We start from the raw sequence: 14574 nt of genomic DNA, 5'->3' as shown, positions 1-14574 counted from the left end.
GCGGGCGGTCACGGGCCACCCCGGCCTGGATGACGGTCGCGCCCGCGGCATCGATCAGAACAGGTCCAGCTGTCTCCCCGCCGCTTCGCCGTCCGGCAAGGGCGGGCGAAACAGCGTGGTGACCAGTTCGCGCCGCATCCGGCCCAGACCCAGGCGTTGATGTAAGCGCCGCATGCGCTGACGATAGAGGTCGGCATACAGGCCTTCGCCGCGCATGCGGTGGCCGAAGCGCGGGTCATTGGCGCGTCCGCCCCGCACCGCGGCGATGCGGCTCATCACGTGTGCGGCCCGATCGGGCATCTCGCGCCGCAACCAGTCCTCGAACAGGCCTGCCAGTTCGTGCGGCAGGCGCAGCACCACATAGCCGGCGCTGTCCGCCCCCGCCGCATGGGCGGCCTCGACCACGGCCTCCATCTCGTGATCGTTGAGCGCCGGGATCAGGGGCGCAAACAACACCCCCACCGGGACCCCGGCCGCGCGCAGCCGGCGTATGGTTTCCAGCCGCCGCCCGGGACGCGCCGCGCGCGGCTCCATCCGCCGCGCGAGCCCATCGTCCAGCGTGGTGACCGACACCATGACGTGCACCAGACCGTCGCGCGCGAGCTCGGCGAGCAGATCGAGGTCACGCTCGATCAGCGCCGACTTGGTGATCGTGCTGACCGGGTGCCGGGTCTCGACCAGCACCTCGAGCAGGCGCCGGGTCAATCCGGTGCGGCGGTCGACCGGTTGCCACGCGTCGGTATTGACCCCGAGCGCGATCGGCGCGCAGCGGTAGTTGCGCTGCCCCAGCTCGCGGCGCAGCAAGGCCGGCGCATCGGGCTTCCAGAACAGTTTGGTCTCGAAATCCAGCCCCGGCGAGAGATCGAGCCAGGCATGGCTGGGCCGCGCGAAGCAGTAGATGCAGCCGTGCTCGCAGCCGCGATAGGGATTGATCGAGCGGTCGAAGGGGACGTCCGGCGAACGGTTGTAGGTGATCACGCTGCGCGCGGCGTCGATGCGCAGCTCGGTGACCACCGCATCGTCGGCGTCGTCCATGTCCGCCGCCCAGCCGTCGTCGACGGCCTCGCGCCGGTACTGCAGGAAGCGCCCATCCGGACGCAAGGGCGTGGCGCGACCGCGCGGCAGGAAGACCAGCGGAGCACTGTTGTTTTGTACAGTCATGAGCGGAAGTCTCCGCTCCGCCACCGGCGCCGTCAAGCGTCTGTGGCGCCTCTCCCGGCGGTCAGCCCGGATTCAGGTGACAGGCCGAGCGGTGGCGCGGCGCGATCTCGCGCAGCACCGGCGCTTCCGCGCGGCAGCGCGCGCTCGCATGCGGGCAACGCGGGTGGAAGTGGCAGCCGCGGGGCGGATCGAGGGGTGACGGCAGTTCGCCGCGGATGGCGACGAAGCGCTTCTTCTCCACCTTCAGCACCGGCGCCTCGGCCAGCAGGGCCTGGGTGTAAGGGTGATTCGGGCGGGCGAACAGCTCGTCGACCGGAGCGCTTTCCACCACCCGCCCGAGGTACATGATCACCACCCGATCGGACAGATGGCGCACCACGCCGAGATCGTGGCTGATGAACAGGTAGGTCAGCCCGAGCTCGGCGCGCAGGCGGCTGAACAGGTTCAGCACCTGGGCCTGGATCGACACGTCGAGCGCGGCGACCGCCTCGTCGCACACCAGGAAGGCCGGATTCACCGCCAGCGCACGGGCAATGCCGATCCGGGCGCGCTGGCCGCCGGAGAACTGGTGCGGATAGCGCTCCGCCATCGCCGGGTCGAGGCCGACCTGGCGCAGCCGCGCGGCGACGAAATCCGCCTGTTCGCCACCACCGATGAGGCCATGCACGCGCGGCGCCTCGGCGATCAGCTCACCCACCCGCAGGCGCGGATTGAGCGCGGCGTAGGGATCCTGGAAGATCATCTGGATGCCGAGCTGGCTGCGCCGGCGCTCGGCCACGGGCAGGCCGTCGATGGCGGCGCCGCGCCAGTAGCGGGCGCCCGCGGTGGGTGTGGTCAGGCCCACGGCGATCCGGCCCAGGGTCGATTTGCCGCACCCGGACTCGCCCACCAGACCGACCACCTCGCCGGCCTCGATCGCCAGGTCGACCCCGTCGAGCGCCTGCACCCGAGGTGCGGGCGCACGCCAGCCGAGTCGCTCGGCAACGCGCTCGATCCAGTCCGGCTGCGCGCCGAACTGCTTGCTGACGCCGCGCAGCTCCAGCACCGGCACAGGCAGGCCCGTCGTCATCGCGACTCCGGCGGCAACGGGTGGAAGCAGCGCACCGCGTGGCCGGGCGCGGGGCTGTGCATGGCCGGCGGCTGTTCGCAGGCGCCGGTCGCACGTGCGCAACGCGGGCGGAAGGCACAGCCGGCGGGCAGATCGAGCAGCACCGGGGGCACGCCCGGGATCTGCTGCAAACGGCTGCCGGGCGCGCCACCGCCGACCAGCGCCGCAGCGGGGGTCGAATCGAGCAGGCCCCGGGTATAGGGGTGCGCGGGCTGTTCCAGCACCTGCTGCGCGCTGCCCTGTTCGACGATCCGCCCCGCATACATCACGCACACCCGATCGGCGAGGCCGGCGACGACGGCGAGGTCGTGCGTGATCCAGATCAGCGCGGTGCCGGACTCACGGCACAGGGTCTGCATCTCGGACAGGATCTGGGCCTGGATGGTGACGTCGAGTGCGGTCGTCGGCTCGTCGGCGATGATCAGGTCGGGGCCATTGAGCAGCGCGATCGCGATCGCCACGCGCTGGCGCATGCCGCCCGACAGCTGGTGCGGATAGGCGCGCAGGCGCTCCTGCGGTGCGGCAATGCCGACCCGTACGAGCGCGGCGCGGGCCTCGTCGAGCGCGCCGCGCCGGCTCACCCGGCGGTGCGCATGGATCGCCTCCACCATCTGGGTGTCGATGCGCAGCACCGGATTAAGCGTCATCATCGGATCCTGGAAGATCATCGCGATGCGGTTGCCGCGGATGTCGCGCCACGCACCCTCGGACTGGCCGCGCAACTCCCGGCCCTCGAGCCGGATGCTGCCGCCGACGATCTCGCCGGGCGGGTCGATCAGGCCGAGCAGCGAGTACGCGGTCATCGACTTCCCCGAGCCCGACTCGCCGACCAGCCCGAGCACCTCCCCGGGCGCGACCGAAAAGCTGACATCGTCGACCGCGGTGACCACCCCGGCACGACCGGCGAAGCGGGTGGTGAGGTGCTCCACCGCGAGCGTGGGCGGCGTCGGTACGGCGCGCGTGCTCATAGCTTCTGCAACCGCGGATTGAGCACGTCGCGCAAGCGGTCGGCCACCAGGTTGATCGCGAGGATGGTCAGCAGCAGCGCCACGCCCGGGAACACGCTGATCCAGTAGCGCCCGGCATAGAGATACTGGAAGCCGTTGGCAATCAGCAGCCCGAGCGAGGGTTCGGTCACCGGCAGGCCGAGGCCGAGGAAGGACAGCGTGGCCTCGAGCGCGATCGCCGCCGCCACCTGCAGCGCCGCGACCACGATCAGCGGCGGCAGGCAGTTGGGCAGCAGGTGGCGGAACACGATGCGCACCGCCGACAGGCCGAGCAGCCGCGCCGCCTCGATGTACTCCTTGCGCCCCTCCACCATCGCGGCGCTGCGCGTGGTGCGGGCGTAGTAGGCCCACTGCGAGGCGACCAGCGCGATCACGATCTTGTCGATGCCCTGCCCGAACAGCGCGAGCAGGATCATCGCGGTGAGGATGGACGGGAAGGCGAGCTGGATGTCGACGATGCGCATCAGCACGGTGTCGAAACGTCCGCCGAAGTAGCCCGCCCCCAGCCCGAGCGCCATCCCCAGCATCAGCGCCAGCACGGTGGCGGCTACCCCCACCACGACGCTGATGCGCAGGCCGTAGAGGATGGCCGACAACATGTCGCGGCCCTGTGCATCGGTGCCGAGATGGTAGGTCAGGCGCCCGTCGCCGCTCGGGCTGCCGGGCGGCAGGCGCGAGTCGAGGATGTCGAGCTGCATCAGGTCGTAGGGATTCTGCGGCGCGAGCCAGGGCGCGAACAGCGCGGCGAGGACGATCGTCAGCAACAGCGCAAGGCCCGCCAGCGCCAGCCGGCTACCGGCGTAGTCGCCGGCGAGGCGGGCAAACGGGCCCGACGCCACCGCCAGCCCGTCGTCGGCGTGTGCGCTCACCGGACTACCCTCCTGTCGCTGCGCGACATCCTCCCCGCGGGAGGGCGAGCGCCCCCTTCGGGCGGCCGGGCGGGGGCGCTCATGCGGACTCCGCGCGGATGCGCACACGCGGATCGAGCACCGCATAGAGCAGGTCGACGACCAGATTGATGCCGATGTAGAGCACCACGATCAGCAGCAGATAGGCGACCACCACCGGACGGTCGAGCTGGACGATGGATTCGAGCAGCAGCTTGCCCATGCCCGGCCAGGCGAAGATCGACTCGGTGACCACCGAGAACGCGATCAGCGAACCGAACTCCATGCCGACCACGGTGACGATCGGAATCAGGATGTTCTTGAGCACATGCACGCCCACCACCCGCGTGCCCGACAGCCCCTTGGCCCGGGCGTAGCGCACGTAGTCCTGCTGCAGCGCCTCGCGCGTGCCGCTGCGGGTCAGGCGGATGATCAGCGACAGCTTGAACAACGCGAGGTTGGCCGCCGGCAAAACGAGATGACGCCAGCCCTCCACCGAGAACACCGACAGCGGCAATCCCAGCACCTCGCTCGTCGGTCCGCGCCCGCCCGCGGGCAGCCAGCCCAGCTGCACCGCGAACACCATGATCAGCATCAGCCCGACCCAGAACGTGGGCAGCGAAAAGCCGAGGATGGAACCGGCCATGATCGCCCTGCCGCCGACCGAGTCGGGAAAGAGCCCGGACCACAGCCCGAGCGGGATACCGAGCAGCACCGCGACCGCCATCGCCACCACCGCCAGCTCCAGGGTGGCCGGCATGCGCTCGAGGATCAGGCCCAGCGCCGGACTGCCATGGATGAAGGAGTCGCCCAGATCGCCCCCCAGCGCACGGACCAAAAAGCGCCAGTACTGCACCCACAGCGGCTGGTCGAGCCCGAGCGCCGCCGCCGCCCGGGCCAGATCCTCGGTGGTCGCCTGCGGATCGACGAGCAGGTCGAGCGGACTGCCGATCGCATACACCCCGGCGAACACCAGTAGCGACATGACGAACAGCACGTTGAAAGCCTGAATGCAGCGGCGGAGGATGAAGAGTGGCATACGGGTGCGAATCGGGCGTGGTGGCCGGCGGGCCGATCGTAGCAAGGAAAGCCGGACGCCCCTAGGCAATTCCGCCCGACACGTCCCCCTGCGCCTTTCCGGGGGGCCTCACCGGGCGTGTAGAACACGGCGCAGGGGCATTCGTTGGCACCGCCGGCGCGCGGCCCTTGAATTCCGTCGCGACCCGGTTCATGCTCGGCGCCTTGTTCGCGGGTGGGGCGAGTGCCCTCCACGCGGCGCAATCAAAAAACCAATAGACAGATAAGATGGCGTGCCGGCCGTCACCGGATCGGCACAGTCAACCTGCAAAGAGCAATACGAATGACCAAACCAAAGGAAGGTGCACGCAGTGCCGTGGCCACCCCGGGCCGCCGTCGCGCCCTGCTTGCGCTGCTGGCGACCGGCGCGGCGGCGCTGGCCTGGCGTACGATCCCCCCGGCGCGGGCCGCCGCTGCGACGCCGCTGAGAATGGGGATCTTCCCGCGCCGCCACGCGACACTGACCACCGAGCTGTTCACGCCGCTCGCCGCCTACCTCGGCCGCGAGCTTGGCCGGGAGGTGCGCCTGGAGACCGCGAAGGACTTCGCCGCGTTCTGGGACGGCGTCGAACAGGGGCACTTCGATATCGTCCATTACAACCAGTTCCACTACGTGCGCTCCGCCGACAAGTACCGGGTCATCACCCACAACGAGGAGTTCGGTACTGGCACCGTGGCCGGTGCGCTGTATGTCAGGAAGGACAGCGGCATCACCAGGATCGAGCAGCTGCGCGGGCGCAAGATCGTGTTCGGCGGCGGCAAGGACGCCATGATGAGTTACATCCTGCCGAGCTACCTGCTGTTGCAGGCCGGCCTGCAACCCGGCGACTACGAGACGGTGTTCGCGAAGAATCCGCCGAACTCGCTGATCTCGCTCTACTTCGGCCAGGCCGACGCGAGCGGCGCCGGCGATATCCTGATCGACCTGCCGGTGGTGCGCGAGGCGATGGACACCAGCACCGTCACCCACCTGGGCATGACCGATCGCCTGTCGCACCTGCCGTGGGCCGTGCGCCGCGACATGCCGCCGGCGCTGGGCGAGCGCATCCAGACGCTGCTGGTGGGCCTGGCCGCGCACGAGGACGGGCGTGCCATTCTCAAGCAGGCGCAGATGACCGGCTTCGCCGCCGCCGGCGACGCCGACTACGATCCGCACCGGCACATCATCCGCAAGGTCATGCCCGCGATCGTGCTTCCGCGCTGAATCGGGAGCACGCCCGTGCGTCTTGCGAGCAAATTCATCCTGATCGTGGCCGGCATCCTGTCGGTCACGCTGGCCCTGAACAGCTATTTCTTCCTGCACAGCCAGAGCCGCATCCTGGAGCAGCAGCTCAACGAGCGCGGCCGGGTGCTGGGCCACCTGATCGCGCTGATCAGCCCCGAGGTCATCCTCGGGCTCGATTTTCTCACCCTCAACGAATACGCGCGCGAGGTCACCCGGCAGCGCGACATCGTCTATGGCGTGATCGTCGACAACGACGGCATGCCGCTGACCTCATACGTGAATGGCGCCGACCCGCGCATCCGCGCCGCGCTCGGCATGGACGGACCGGTGCCGGACCATGTCTCGCCTTCCCGCCTGCGCCCCCTGATCGAGACCCTCACGCTCCTGCCCGCGCTGATCCCGATGGACTTTCCGATTCTCCACGACGGTCGCGTGCTGGGGCACTTGCGGGTCGGCATCAGCCGCGAGGAACTGGTCATCCAGGTCCGCGACCAGCTCGTGCAGCAATCGGCGGTCTACGCCGTCATCATCCTGTTCCTGGGCGTCGCGATCTACCTGGTATTCCGCTACAGCGTGATGCGCCCGGTGCGGCGCCTGATCGAGGTCTCGCAGGACCTGGGCCGCGGCGAGTTCAGACTCGTTCCGATCACCTCCGGCGACGAGCTGGGCGCGCTCGGCCAGACCTTCAACGCGATGACGCACGAGATCCAGCGCGAGCAGGCCAAACTGCACTATCAGGCCAACTACGACGCCCTGACCGCGCAGCCCAACCGCATGATGGCGATCGAGCGCCTGCGCCAGGAGATCCGCTCGGCGCACCGCCGGCAGCAGCGCTTTGCCCTGCTGTTCATCGACCTGGACGACTTCAAGGTCGTCAATGACACCATGGGGCATGCCGCCGGCGACCGGCTGCTGGTCGCGGTCAGCGCGCACCTGCGTGCGAGCCTTCGTGAGGAGGACACCCTCGCGCGTCTGGGCGGCGACGAGTTCCTGGTGCTGCTGCCTCGCATCGGCCAGGCCGGCGAGGCCAGGGACGTGGCCGGGCGGCTCGTCGAGGCGGTGGCCCAACCGGTGCTGCTGGACGGGCGCGAAGTGGTCGTGCATTGCAGCATCGGCATTGCGCTGTACCCGGACGACGGCGAGACGGTCGAGGCCTTGATGGCGAACGCCGACAACGCAATGTACCAGGCGAAGAAGCCGGGCCGGCCGCCGATCTGTTTCTTCACCCCGGAGATGAACGCCCAGGTGCGCGAACGCCTGCAACTCGAGCAGGACCTGAACCGGGCGCTGGCGCGCGAGGAGCTGCACCTGGTCTACCAGCCGATCTTCTGCGCCGGCAACCACGCCTACGTGGGGGCCGAGGTGCTGCTGCGCTGGCAACATCCCGAGGCAGGGGCGATCGCGCCCGCGACTTTCATTCCGCTGGCGGAGAGCACCGGCCAGATCGTGCGCATCGGTGAATGGGTCCTGCGCGAGGCCGGCCGCCAGCTGCGCCGCTGGCTGGACCTCGGCCTGGCGCCGGGCCACCTGGCGATCAACATCTCCCGCGTCCAGCTGCGTGAGGATCTCGAACAGGTGATCCGCGACGTCCTGCACGACAATGCATTGCCGCCGCAGGCGCTGGAGCTGGAGATCACCGAGAACATCCTGCTCGACGATCACCAGCAGATTGCCCCGGTGCTCGCGCGCCTGCACGACCAGGGACTGCTGTTCAGCCTCGACGACTTCGGCACCGGCTATTCCTCGCTCAGTTACCTGCGCCGCTTCTCCTTCGATACGCTGAAGATCGACCGCAGCTTTGTCGCGCCGCTGTGCGCCGATGCCGAGGCGGCGGCGCTGGTGCGCGCCATCGTCGCGATGGCGCACAGCCTCTCGCTCGAGGTCGTCGCCGAAGGGGTGGAGACGCCGGAGCAGCTCGCGTTCCTGCAGGAGCTGGGCTGCGACTATCTGCAGGGCTACCTGCTGTCGCGCCCACTCGACAGCGAGCGTTTCACCGAATTCCTGGTGGCGTCCGGCCACGCTGCGCTGGCCGGCGCAGACCAGCGCCTGCCCGCCGATGGCTAGCATTCCCGCCGCGTCCGTGTCCCCGGTCCGCGAGCGGCGCCGCGCCGCCCGTCGGGCGCGCCTCGCGGTGGTGGTGCGCGCGGCGCTGGCCGCCGGGTTCATCCTCGCGTTCGTGCTGTGGGCGCATGTCGGCTCCGGCAGGCCGGTGTTCTCGACGCGCGTGAGCGCCGAGCCGGGTTGGGACGCCTTCCGCATCGCGTACGGGGTCGACGGCTTCGGCCGCGACGGCTACTTCGTGCGGGCGGTGCAGAACGGCTACAACCTCGTCCACCACACCCACGAGTACGCCTGGCGCTTCACCCGCAAGGGTGCGCACGACCACCCCAATGCCTGCATCCACTGCCACAGCGGCGAGGCGCTGGCCAAGTCGTTCGCGACCAGCGACCGCTTCGACCCCTCGCTGCAGCGACGCGTGTCCTTCGAGGAGCGCGTGATGCGCTGCTATGCCGACCACCTCGACGGCTTCGTCCCGACCATCTACGACCCGGCGGTGCGTGACATCCGCATCTTTGCCCGCATGGTCGCCCACCACATGCAGCTGGGCGAGGGCGGCACCGAGGGCGCACCATGAAGCCGCTCGCCGGACCGTGGAAGAAGGCCTTGCGTATCGTGCTGCTGGTCGGGGTACTGCTCGGGCTGTATGCGGTCGCCGTCGCCAGGCATGACGAGCGGGCGCAGATCCGGCAGCAGCCGGTGACGTTGACGCCGGGCTGCGCCGACAAGCTCGCGCGCTATCAGCTCGCCGCCGGCGAGCACTACGTCTCGCCCTACGTGCTCGCCCGCACCGGCCAGGCAGTCGTCAAACGCGGCTATTCGGAAGAGGACGTGCGCGCAATCCAGCGTGGCTGCAACATCATCGATGACCTGCAGGGGCAGGACGCGACCGACCCCGCGCGCGAACGCTGGAACGCCACGCGCTTCGTGCGCGGCAACCATACCAGCTGCGATCACTGCCACCAGGGCATCGGCGACAAGCAGTCCGCCGCCGATGTGGCCCAGCCCGGTTCACTGAGCCTCGCCGCATCGTGGGTCATGGCCGACATGTACGACCAGTTCACCGGCATCCTGTTGCCCTACGAACTGCGCCAGATGCAGTGCTACATCAACTCCTCGAACGGCTACAAGCCCAACATCGCCGACGACCTGGTCCGCGACGTCACCGCCTATAGCCGCTTTCTCGCCGCGGCGCTGGATCTGCGCTTCGGCAACCGCTACCCGGAGCAGGGCATCGAGGAGGTGGCCGCCTCGGCGACGCTGAAACGCGGCGACGACTATGTTCGCGGCGGCGCGCTGTTTCGGGAGAAATGCGCCGCTTGCCACGGCGAGCAGGGGCTCGGCACGGTGGTCGACGGCCGCGTGCTGTTCCCCGCGGTGGCCGGACCGAACGCGTTCAACCTGCAGTCGCGCAACAACTTTTCGTTCGTGTCGACGATCCTGCCCGGCTTCATCTGCCGCAACATGCCGCCCGGCCAGGAAGGCTCGCTGAGTCCGCAGGACTGCCGCGACCTTGCCTTCTACGTGAGCAACCTGCCGCGTCCGGCCGGCGACAAGCAGGGGCCGCTGGCGGCACTGTGGCAGCAGCTGATGATGCGGCTGATGCCCCCACTGGTGCGGGCGGTCGAGCAATGGCAGGACGCCGACACGGGGCACGGCACATGAACTTCGCCGCGCGTAGCTGGACCCCTCCGAGCGCCCGCGAATTCGGCAACGAACTCCTGATCGGGCTGACGCTGGCGATCGTGGTGCTGCCGCAGGCGATCGCGTTTTCCACCACGCTGGCCGGCCTGCCGCCGCATTTCGGCCTCTACGCGGCGATCTGGGGCGTGCTGTTCACCGCCCTGCTCAATCCCTCGCGCGTGTTCCACGGCGGGCCCAACAGCACGCTGTCGGCGGTGGTCGGCGTCACCCTGCTGCCGGTCGCACCGCAGTTCGGGCCCGACTACATCGGCTACGCGCTGACCCTGTTCCTGATGGCGGGGCTGATCCAGCTTGCCTTCATGGTGATTCCCCCGCTCGGAAGGGTGCTCGACTTCGTCAGCGAACCGGTCGCCAACGGCATGATCTGCGGCATCGGCCTGTACATGATCTTCAAGTCCTTCCCCGCGTTCGCCGGCCTGCCGATCAGCACCCAGGTCGAATGGCGGCCGTGGATCGCGTGGCAGACATTCCAGGCCGTGCTCGAGATCGGCAACATGCACGCCATCCACATCGGCATGATCACGCTGCTGGTGACGGTCGTGCTGCGCCAGTTCGAGCGCCTGCGCAACTGGGCGATCCTGCTCGGCATCGCGGCCGGCACGCTGTATTCGGAGTTCATCAACGCGCACCTGGGCCTGGCCGAGACGCTGGTCGAACAGACGGCCAAGGTGTCCGGGACCGGCTTCGTGTATCCCTCGCTGCCGCTGTTCAGCCAGGAGGCGATGCCCGACATCATCAGCATCATCCCCGGCGCCATCACGCTGGCGCTGCTGGGCCTGTTCCAGACGGTCGCGGCGATGCGGCGCATGAACCGCAAGAGCGGCCAGTTCGTCGATGCACGCCACGGCATCTTCGGCGACGCGCTGAGCAACTGCGTCCTGCCCTTCCTCTCCGCGCTGCCCACCTGCGCCTCGTTCAACCGCATGTCGCTGATGCACGGCATGCACACCCACAGCCGTCTCGCCGCCGCCTCCTCGGCGGTCATCCTGCTCGCCCTGGTGAGCTTCTTCGGCGACTTGATCGCGATCATTCCGGTTCCGGCGATGGCCGCCATCATCATGGTGGTCGGTGCCGGCATGATCGACTGGGCGGACATCGCGCCGCATTTTCGCCACCGTCCGGAAACGGTCGTGTTCGGCGCCTCCTTCCTGTCGGTGCATATCTTCGGCCTGTTCGGCGCGGTGATCAGCGGTTCGCTGTTAGCGCTGGCCTACGCCAAATGGGAGAAGGCGCACCCGAGCATCAGCCTGGAGCTAAACGTGCTGCGCATTCGCGGCAACGTCTATTACGGCTCGCTGCCGCTGATCGAATCGCTCTACCACCGCGCCGATCAGCGTTTCGCCGAGTTCGTGGTGGATTTTTCCGCCGTGCATCACATCGATGCGGAAGGCATCCGCTGGCTCGCCGAGATCGGCAAGAACCCAAAGGTGAGCTTCGCCGACCGGCGCAGCGGGCAGGACCGGCGCGCCGACGGGCAGGACAGGCGCGCCGGCCGCAAACGCAGCGACCGGCGCCGCCGGCACACGCTGTAGCGCACCGCTGTAGCCACCCATGCCGGCCGCGGTCCGGCGCGGCCGCAAGCGCACGATCGGCCACCACGCGGCAGGCGCTCCGGGTAGTAGACTATCGGCCCACACGTGAGCAAACGCGCAAGGCCATGAAGATCGACCAACTCCCTCTCGGTGCCCGCTTCCAGCTGAAAGGCCGCACCTACACCAAGGTCGGCCCGATGACGGCCTCCGGAGAGTCCGGAGGCGTAGAGTTCATTCCGAAGCACGCCGCGCTCCAACCGGTTCCCGGCGAGGCGCCGCCTGCGCCGGCAGACGCCGCCACCCGGCCGCTTGACGCGGCAAGGGTAGCCGCGGCCTTCGAGACCTATCACCAGGCGGCACTGACATGTACCGACGATGGCGGACGGGCGCGGCTGGAGACCGCACGCAAGCGCTTCTTGTCCGAGATCCGCTGACGCCGGGATCGTGCGGCTGGCGCGTGCCCCCGCAGCGAGCCGACCGTCTCGTGGCTGGATGCGAGAGCCCACCTGACTGCTTCACGAACCGCTCGAACGCTGCCGTCTTCATCGCAGCCTCCCGAACCTGGAAACGGTACAAACAGATAGCCAATACCAGCGCTCGGCTCGTTCACCACTGAACGGCGACAGAGCCTATCGTTAAGCCTGCCTTAATGTCAGCCGTCGAAGATCCCTCCCATCAACACGCAATCGGTGCGTGTCCGAACAGGAGTGGTGATGTCGATGGCACGAAAGTCGGTTCCGACTCACGGGACACATGGCGAAGGGAGCCGGATCAGCGTGCACGGGCCAGACCAGGCCGACCGGGGCGAGGTCGAGGCGTTCATCCGTGGCGTCTTTGCCGACCGCTACGGTGCCCGGGTGGCGAGTTTCGCCCCGCACCTCGTCGCGCTGCGCTGCAATGGGCAGATCGAGGCCGCGGCCGGCTATCGGCCGGCAACCACTCCGCTGTTCCTAGAGCGCTACCTCGATGCACCGGTGGATCAAATGCTCGCGCCGCACGCCGGCACACAACCCACCCGCGAGCAGATTGTCGAGGTCGGGCACCTCGCGGCGACGCGCGCGGGCATGGGGCGCCGCCTGATCCTGGGGCTCGGCCTGCATCTGGCCGAAAGCCCCTGCCAGTGGGTGGTGAGCACGCTCACCGAGGAGCTGCGCCATCTCTTCGTGCGCATGGGGGTCACGCCGCTTGCGCTCGGGATCGCCGATCCCGCCCGACTGGGCGCCGACTCCGCTGACTGGGGCCGCTACTACGAACATCATCCGATTGTGCTCGCCGGCCAGTTGCGCCCGGCCCTGCGCCGGCTGCAGGCGCGCGGAGCGAGCGCGTGAGCGCGAGCCTGCACGACGCACTCCGCCGGCATGCCTGCGCCGCCAAGGCAATCGCGCTCAAGTCCGGTCAGACGGAATGGGATTACCCGACCCTGGTCGCCGAGGTCGAGCAGCTTGCCAGCTTCCTGGAAGCTTCCGGCGTGAAGGTGCTGGCCACCCTGCTCGACAACGGCCCGGCGTGGGTCATCGCCGACCTCGCCGCGCGCGCAGCAGGTGCAGTGCACCTCCCACTGCCGGGCTTCTTCACCGCCGCGCAGCAACACCACGCACTTCAGTCCGCAGGCGCCGACACGCTGCTCGCGCCCCTCGCCGCCGCGCAGGCGTGGCACGGTCGCTGGCTTCGACCGACGGTCGTCGGCGACAGCATGCTCGGGCTGGTCGGCCTCGACACGCGCCCGGTGCGGCTGCCGCCGGGGACCGCAAAGATTACCTTCACTTCCGGCACGACCGGCACGCCCAAGGGTGTCTGCCTCGGCGCGGCGGCCATGGACGCGGTCGCCGCCGGCCTGCTCCAGGCGACCGCCGGACTCGACATCCGCACCCACCTGTGCGCCCTGCCGCTGCCGGTCCTGCTCGAAAACATTGCCGGGGTGATGGCCCCCCTGTTCGCGGGCGCCACCTGCATCGTGCCACCGCTCGGCGAGGTCGGGCTGTCCGGCTCCTCGCATTTCGATGTCGCACGCTTTCATGCCGCGGTCGACAGGCACGCACCGCACAGCATGATCCTGCTGCCGCAGATGCTGCGTGCCTGGGTTGCCTGGCTGCAGGCGGGCGCGCGCCGCGCTCCGGCCGGCCTGAAACTGGTCGCGGTCGGTGGCGCGGCGGTCGGTGTGCCGCTGATCGGCGCTGCCCGCGCGCTCGGCATCCCGGCCTACGAGGGCTATGGCCTGTCGGAAGGCGCCTCGGTTCAGGCCCTCAACCTGCCCGGGGCCGATCGCCCGGGCAGCGTCGGCCGCGCGTTGCCGCATGCGGAGGTGCGCGTCTCTGCACAGGGCGAAATCGAGATCAGCGGCAGCCCGTTCCTCGGCTACCTTGGTGACGATGTCCCCGCGGCGGGCTGGTGGCCGACCGGCGACCTGGGCGCAGTCGATAGCGACGGCTACCTCCACGTTCGCGGTCGCTGCAAGCACGTGCTGATTACCGGCTTCGGCCGCAACGTGTCGCCGGAATGGGTCGAAACCGCGCTGCAGGCATCGCCGGCCATCGCCCACGCGGTCGTGCTGGGCGAGGGTCGCGCGGCACTCGGCGCAGTCATCTGGCCAGTGCACGCCGGAATTGCCGATGCGCTAATCGACGCCGCCGTCACCGCGGCCAATGCCACGCTTCCCGACTATGCGCGGATCGAGCGCTGGGTACGGGCACGGGCGCCGTTCGGCATCGAATCCGGCCTTGCCACCGCCAACGGCCGCCCCCGGCGTTCCGCCGTCGAGGCACGTCATGTCGACGCCCTGGGCTGGCAATCGCAGCTCACCCACTGAGTAACAGGA

The 14574-nt window shown here is 69.2% G+C and carries 13 protein-coding genes; 8 read left to right on the top strand and 5 right to left on the bottom strand.

From position 1 onward, the window contains the following. Nucleotides 1-54: 54 nt before the first annotated feature. The 5 genes from AC3A35_RS14575 to AC3A35_RS14555 form a co-directional block, all read right to left on the bottom strand. Complete coding sequence (locus tag AC3A35_RS14575; protein ID WP_487436860.1) at nt 55-1161, bottom strand: PA0069 family radical SAM protein; 1107 nt, start codon at nt 1159-1161, stop codon at nt 55-57. Nucleotides 1162-1222: 61 nt separating this feature from the next. Continuing rightward, a complete protein-coding gene (locus AC3A35_RS14570) occupies nt 1223-2230 on the bottom strand; it encodes an ABC transporter ATP-binding protein (protein WP_487436859.1) in 1008 nt (335 codons plus the stop codon). Next, nucleotides 2227-3237 carry an ABC transporter ATP-binding protein gene (locus AC3A35_RS14565; protein WP_487436858.1) on the bottom strand — a complete coding sequence of 337 codons (1011 nt, stop codon included), beginning with the start codon at nt 3235-3237 and terminating at the stop codon, nt 2227-2229. Before AC3A35_RS14565 ends, AC3A35_RS14570 begins: the two co-directional genes overlap by 4 nt. Continuing rightward, nucleotides 3234-4145, bottom strand: coding sequence for an ABC transporter permease (locus AC3A35_RS14560; RefSeq protein ID WP_487436857.1), 912 nt, complete (start codon nt 4143-4145; stop codon nt 3234-3236). The genes AC3A35_RS14565 and AC3A35_RS14560 overlap by 4 nt, the downstream gene beginning before the upstream one ends. A 79-nt stretch (nt 4146-4224) precedes the next feature. Further along, nucleotides 4225-5202 (bottom strand): ABC transporter permease, encoded by a 978-nt coding sequence (locus AC3A35_RS14555; RefSeq protein ID WP_487436856.1) that lies wholly within the window; start codon nt 5200-5202, stop codon nt 4225-4227. A gap of 321 nt (nt 5203-5523) precedes the next feature. On the opposite strand from AC3A35_RS14555, the gene AC3A35_RS14550 reads away from it, so the two are divergent. The 8 genes from AC3A35_RS14550 (at nt 5524) to AC3A35_RS14515 (ending at nt 14565) form a co-directional block, all read left to right on the top strand. Next, nucleotides 5524-6444 carry a PhnD/SsuA/transferrin family substrate-binding protein gene (locus AC3A35_RS14550; protein WP_487436855.1) on the top strand — a complete coding sequence of 307 codons (921 nt, stop codon included), beginning with the start codon at nt 5524-5526 and terminating at the stop codon, nt 6442-6444. A gap of 15 nt (nt 6445-6459) precedes the next feature. Next, complete coding sequence (locus AC3A35_RS14545) at nt 6460-8529, top strand: putative bifunctional diguanylate cyclase/phosphodiesterase (RefSeq protein ID WP_487436854.1); 2070 nt, start codon at nt 6460-6462, stop codon at nt 8527-8529. Then, nucleotides 8522-9100: a hypothetical protein gene (locus AC3A35_RS14540; protein WP_487436853.1), complete on the top strand. Its 579-nt coding sequence runs from the start codon at nt 8522-8524 to the stop codon at nt 9098-9100. The genes AC3A35_RS14545 and AC3A35_RS14540 overlap by 8 nt, the downstream gene beginning before the upstream one ends. Then, entirely contained in the window at nt 9097-10188 is a 1092-nt protein-coding gene (locus AC3A35_RS14535; RefSeq protein WP_487436852.1) for a c-type cytochrome, read from the top strand. The genes AC3A35_RS14540 and AC3A35_RS14535 overlap by 4 nt, the downstream gene beginning before the upstream one ends. After that, the gene (locus AC3A35_RS14530) at nt 10185-11759 is read left to right on the top strand and encodes a SulP family inorganic anion transporter (protein ID WP_487436851.1); all 1575 of its coding nucleotides are present in this window, start codon (nt 10185-10187) and stop codon (nt 11757-11759) included. The genes AC3A35_RS14535 and AC3A35_RS14530 overlap by 4 nt, the downstream gene beginning before the upstream one ends. Nucleotides 11760-11884: 125 nt before the next feature. Next, nucleotides 11885-12193: a hypothetical protein gene (locus tag AC3A35_RS14525; protein ID WP_487436850.1), complete on the top strand. Its 309-nt coding sequence runs from the start codon at nt 11885-11887 to the stop codon at nt 12191-12193. A gap of 279 nt (nt 12194-12472) precedes the next feature. Continuing rightward, on the top strand, nt 12473-13087 hold the full coding sequence (locus tag AC3A35_RS14520) for a thermostable hemolysin (RefSeq protein WP_487436849.1): 615 nt from the start codon (nt 12473-12475) through the stop codon (nt 13085-13087). Then, the gene (locus tag AC3A35_RS14515) at nt 13084-14565 is read left to right on the top strand and encodes an AMP-binding protein (RefSeq protein WP_487436848.1); all 1482 of its coding nucleotides are present in this window, start codon (nt 13084-13086) and stop codon (nt 14563-14565) included. Before AC3A35_RS14520 ends, AC3A35_RS14515 begins: the two co-directional genes overlap by 4 nt. Nucleotides 14566-14574 lie beyond the last annotated feature (9 nt).

The organism is Azoarcus sp. Soil_N_20 (genome assembly GCF_057656155.1).
Note: the sequence above shows the minus strand (reverse complement) of the source record. Positions and strands in the feature narration are given on the sequence as shown.

Coding starts and splice junctions, on each gene's coding strand:
- AC3A35_RS14555 (WP_487436856.1), bottom strand. CDS start 5,202: ATGCCACTCTTCATCCTCCGCCGCTGCATTCAGGCTTTCAACGTGCTG.
- AC3A35_RS14550 (WP_487436855.1), top strand. CDS start 5,524: ATGACCAAACCAAAGGAAGGTGCACGCAGTGCCGTGGCCACCCCGGGC.
- AC3A35_RS14565 (WP_487436858.1), bottom strand. CDS start 3,237: ATGAGCACGCGCGCCGTACCGACGCCGCCCACGCTCGCGGTGGAGCAC.
- AC3A35_RS14570 (WP_487436859.1), bottom strand. CDS start 2,230: ATGACGACGGGCCTGCCTGTGCCGGTGCTGGAGCTGCGCGGCGTCAGC.
- AC3A35_RS14540 (WP_487436853.1), top strand. CDS start 8,522: ATGGCTAGCATTCCCGCCGCGTCCGTGTCCCCGGTCCGCGAGCGGCGC.
- AC3A35_RS14575 (WP_487436860.1), bottom strand. CDS start 1,161: ATGACTGTACAAAACAACAGTGCTCCGCTGGTCTTCCTGCCGCGCGGT.
- AC3A35_RS14520 (WP_487436849.1), top strand. CDS start 12,473: ATGTCGATGGCACGAAAGTCGGTTCCGACTCACGGGACACATGGCGAA.
- AC3A35_RS14525 (WP_487436850.1), top strand. CDS start 11,885: ATGAAGATCGACCAACTCCCTCTCGGTGCCCGCTTCCAGCTGAAAGGC.
- AC3A35_RS14535 (WP_487436852.1), top strand. CDS start 9,097: ATGAAGCCGCTCGCCGGACCGTGGAAGAAGGCCTTGCGTATCGTGCTG.
- AC3A35_RS14530 (WP_487436851.1), top strand. CDS start 10,185: ATGAACTTCGCCGCGCGTAGCTGGACCCCTCCGAGCGCCCGCGAATTC.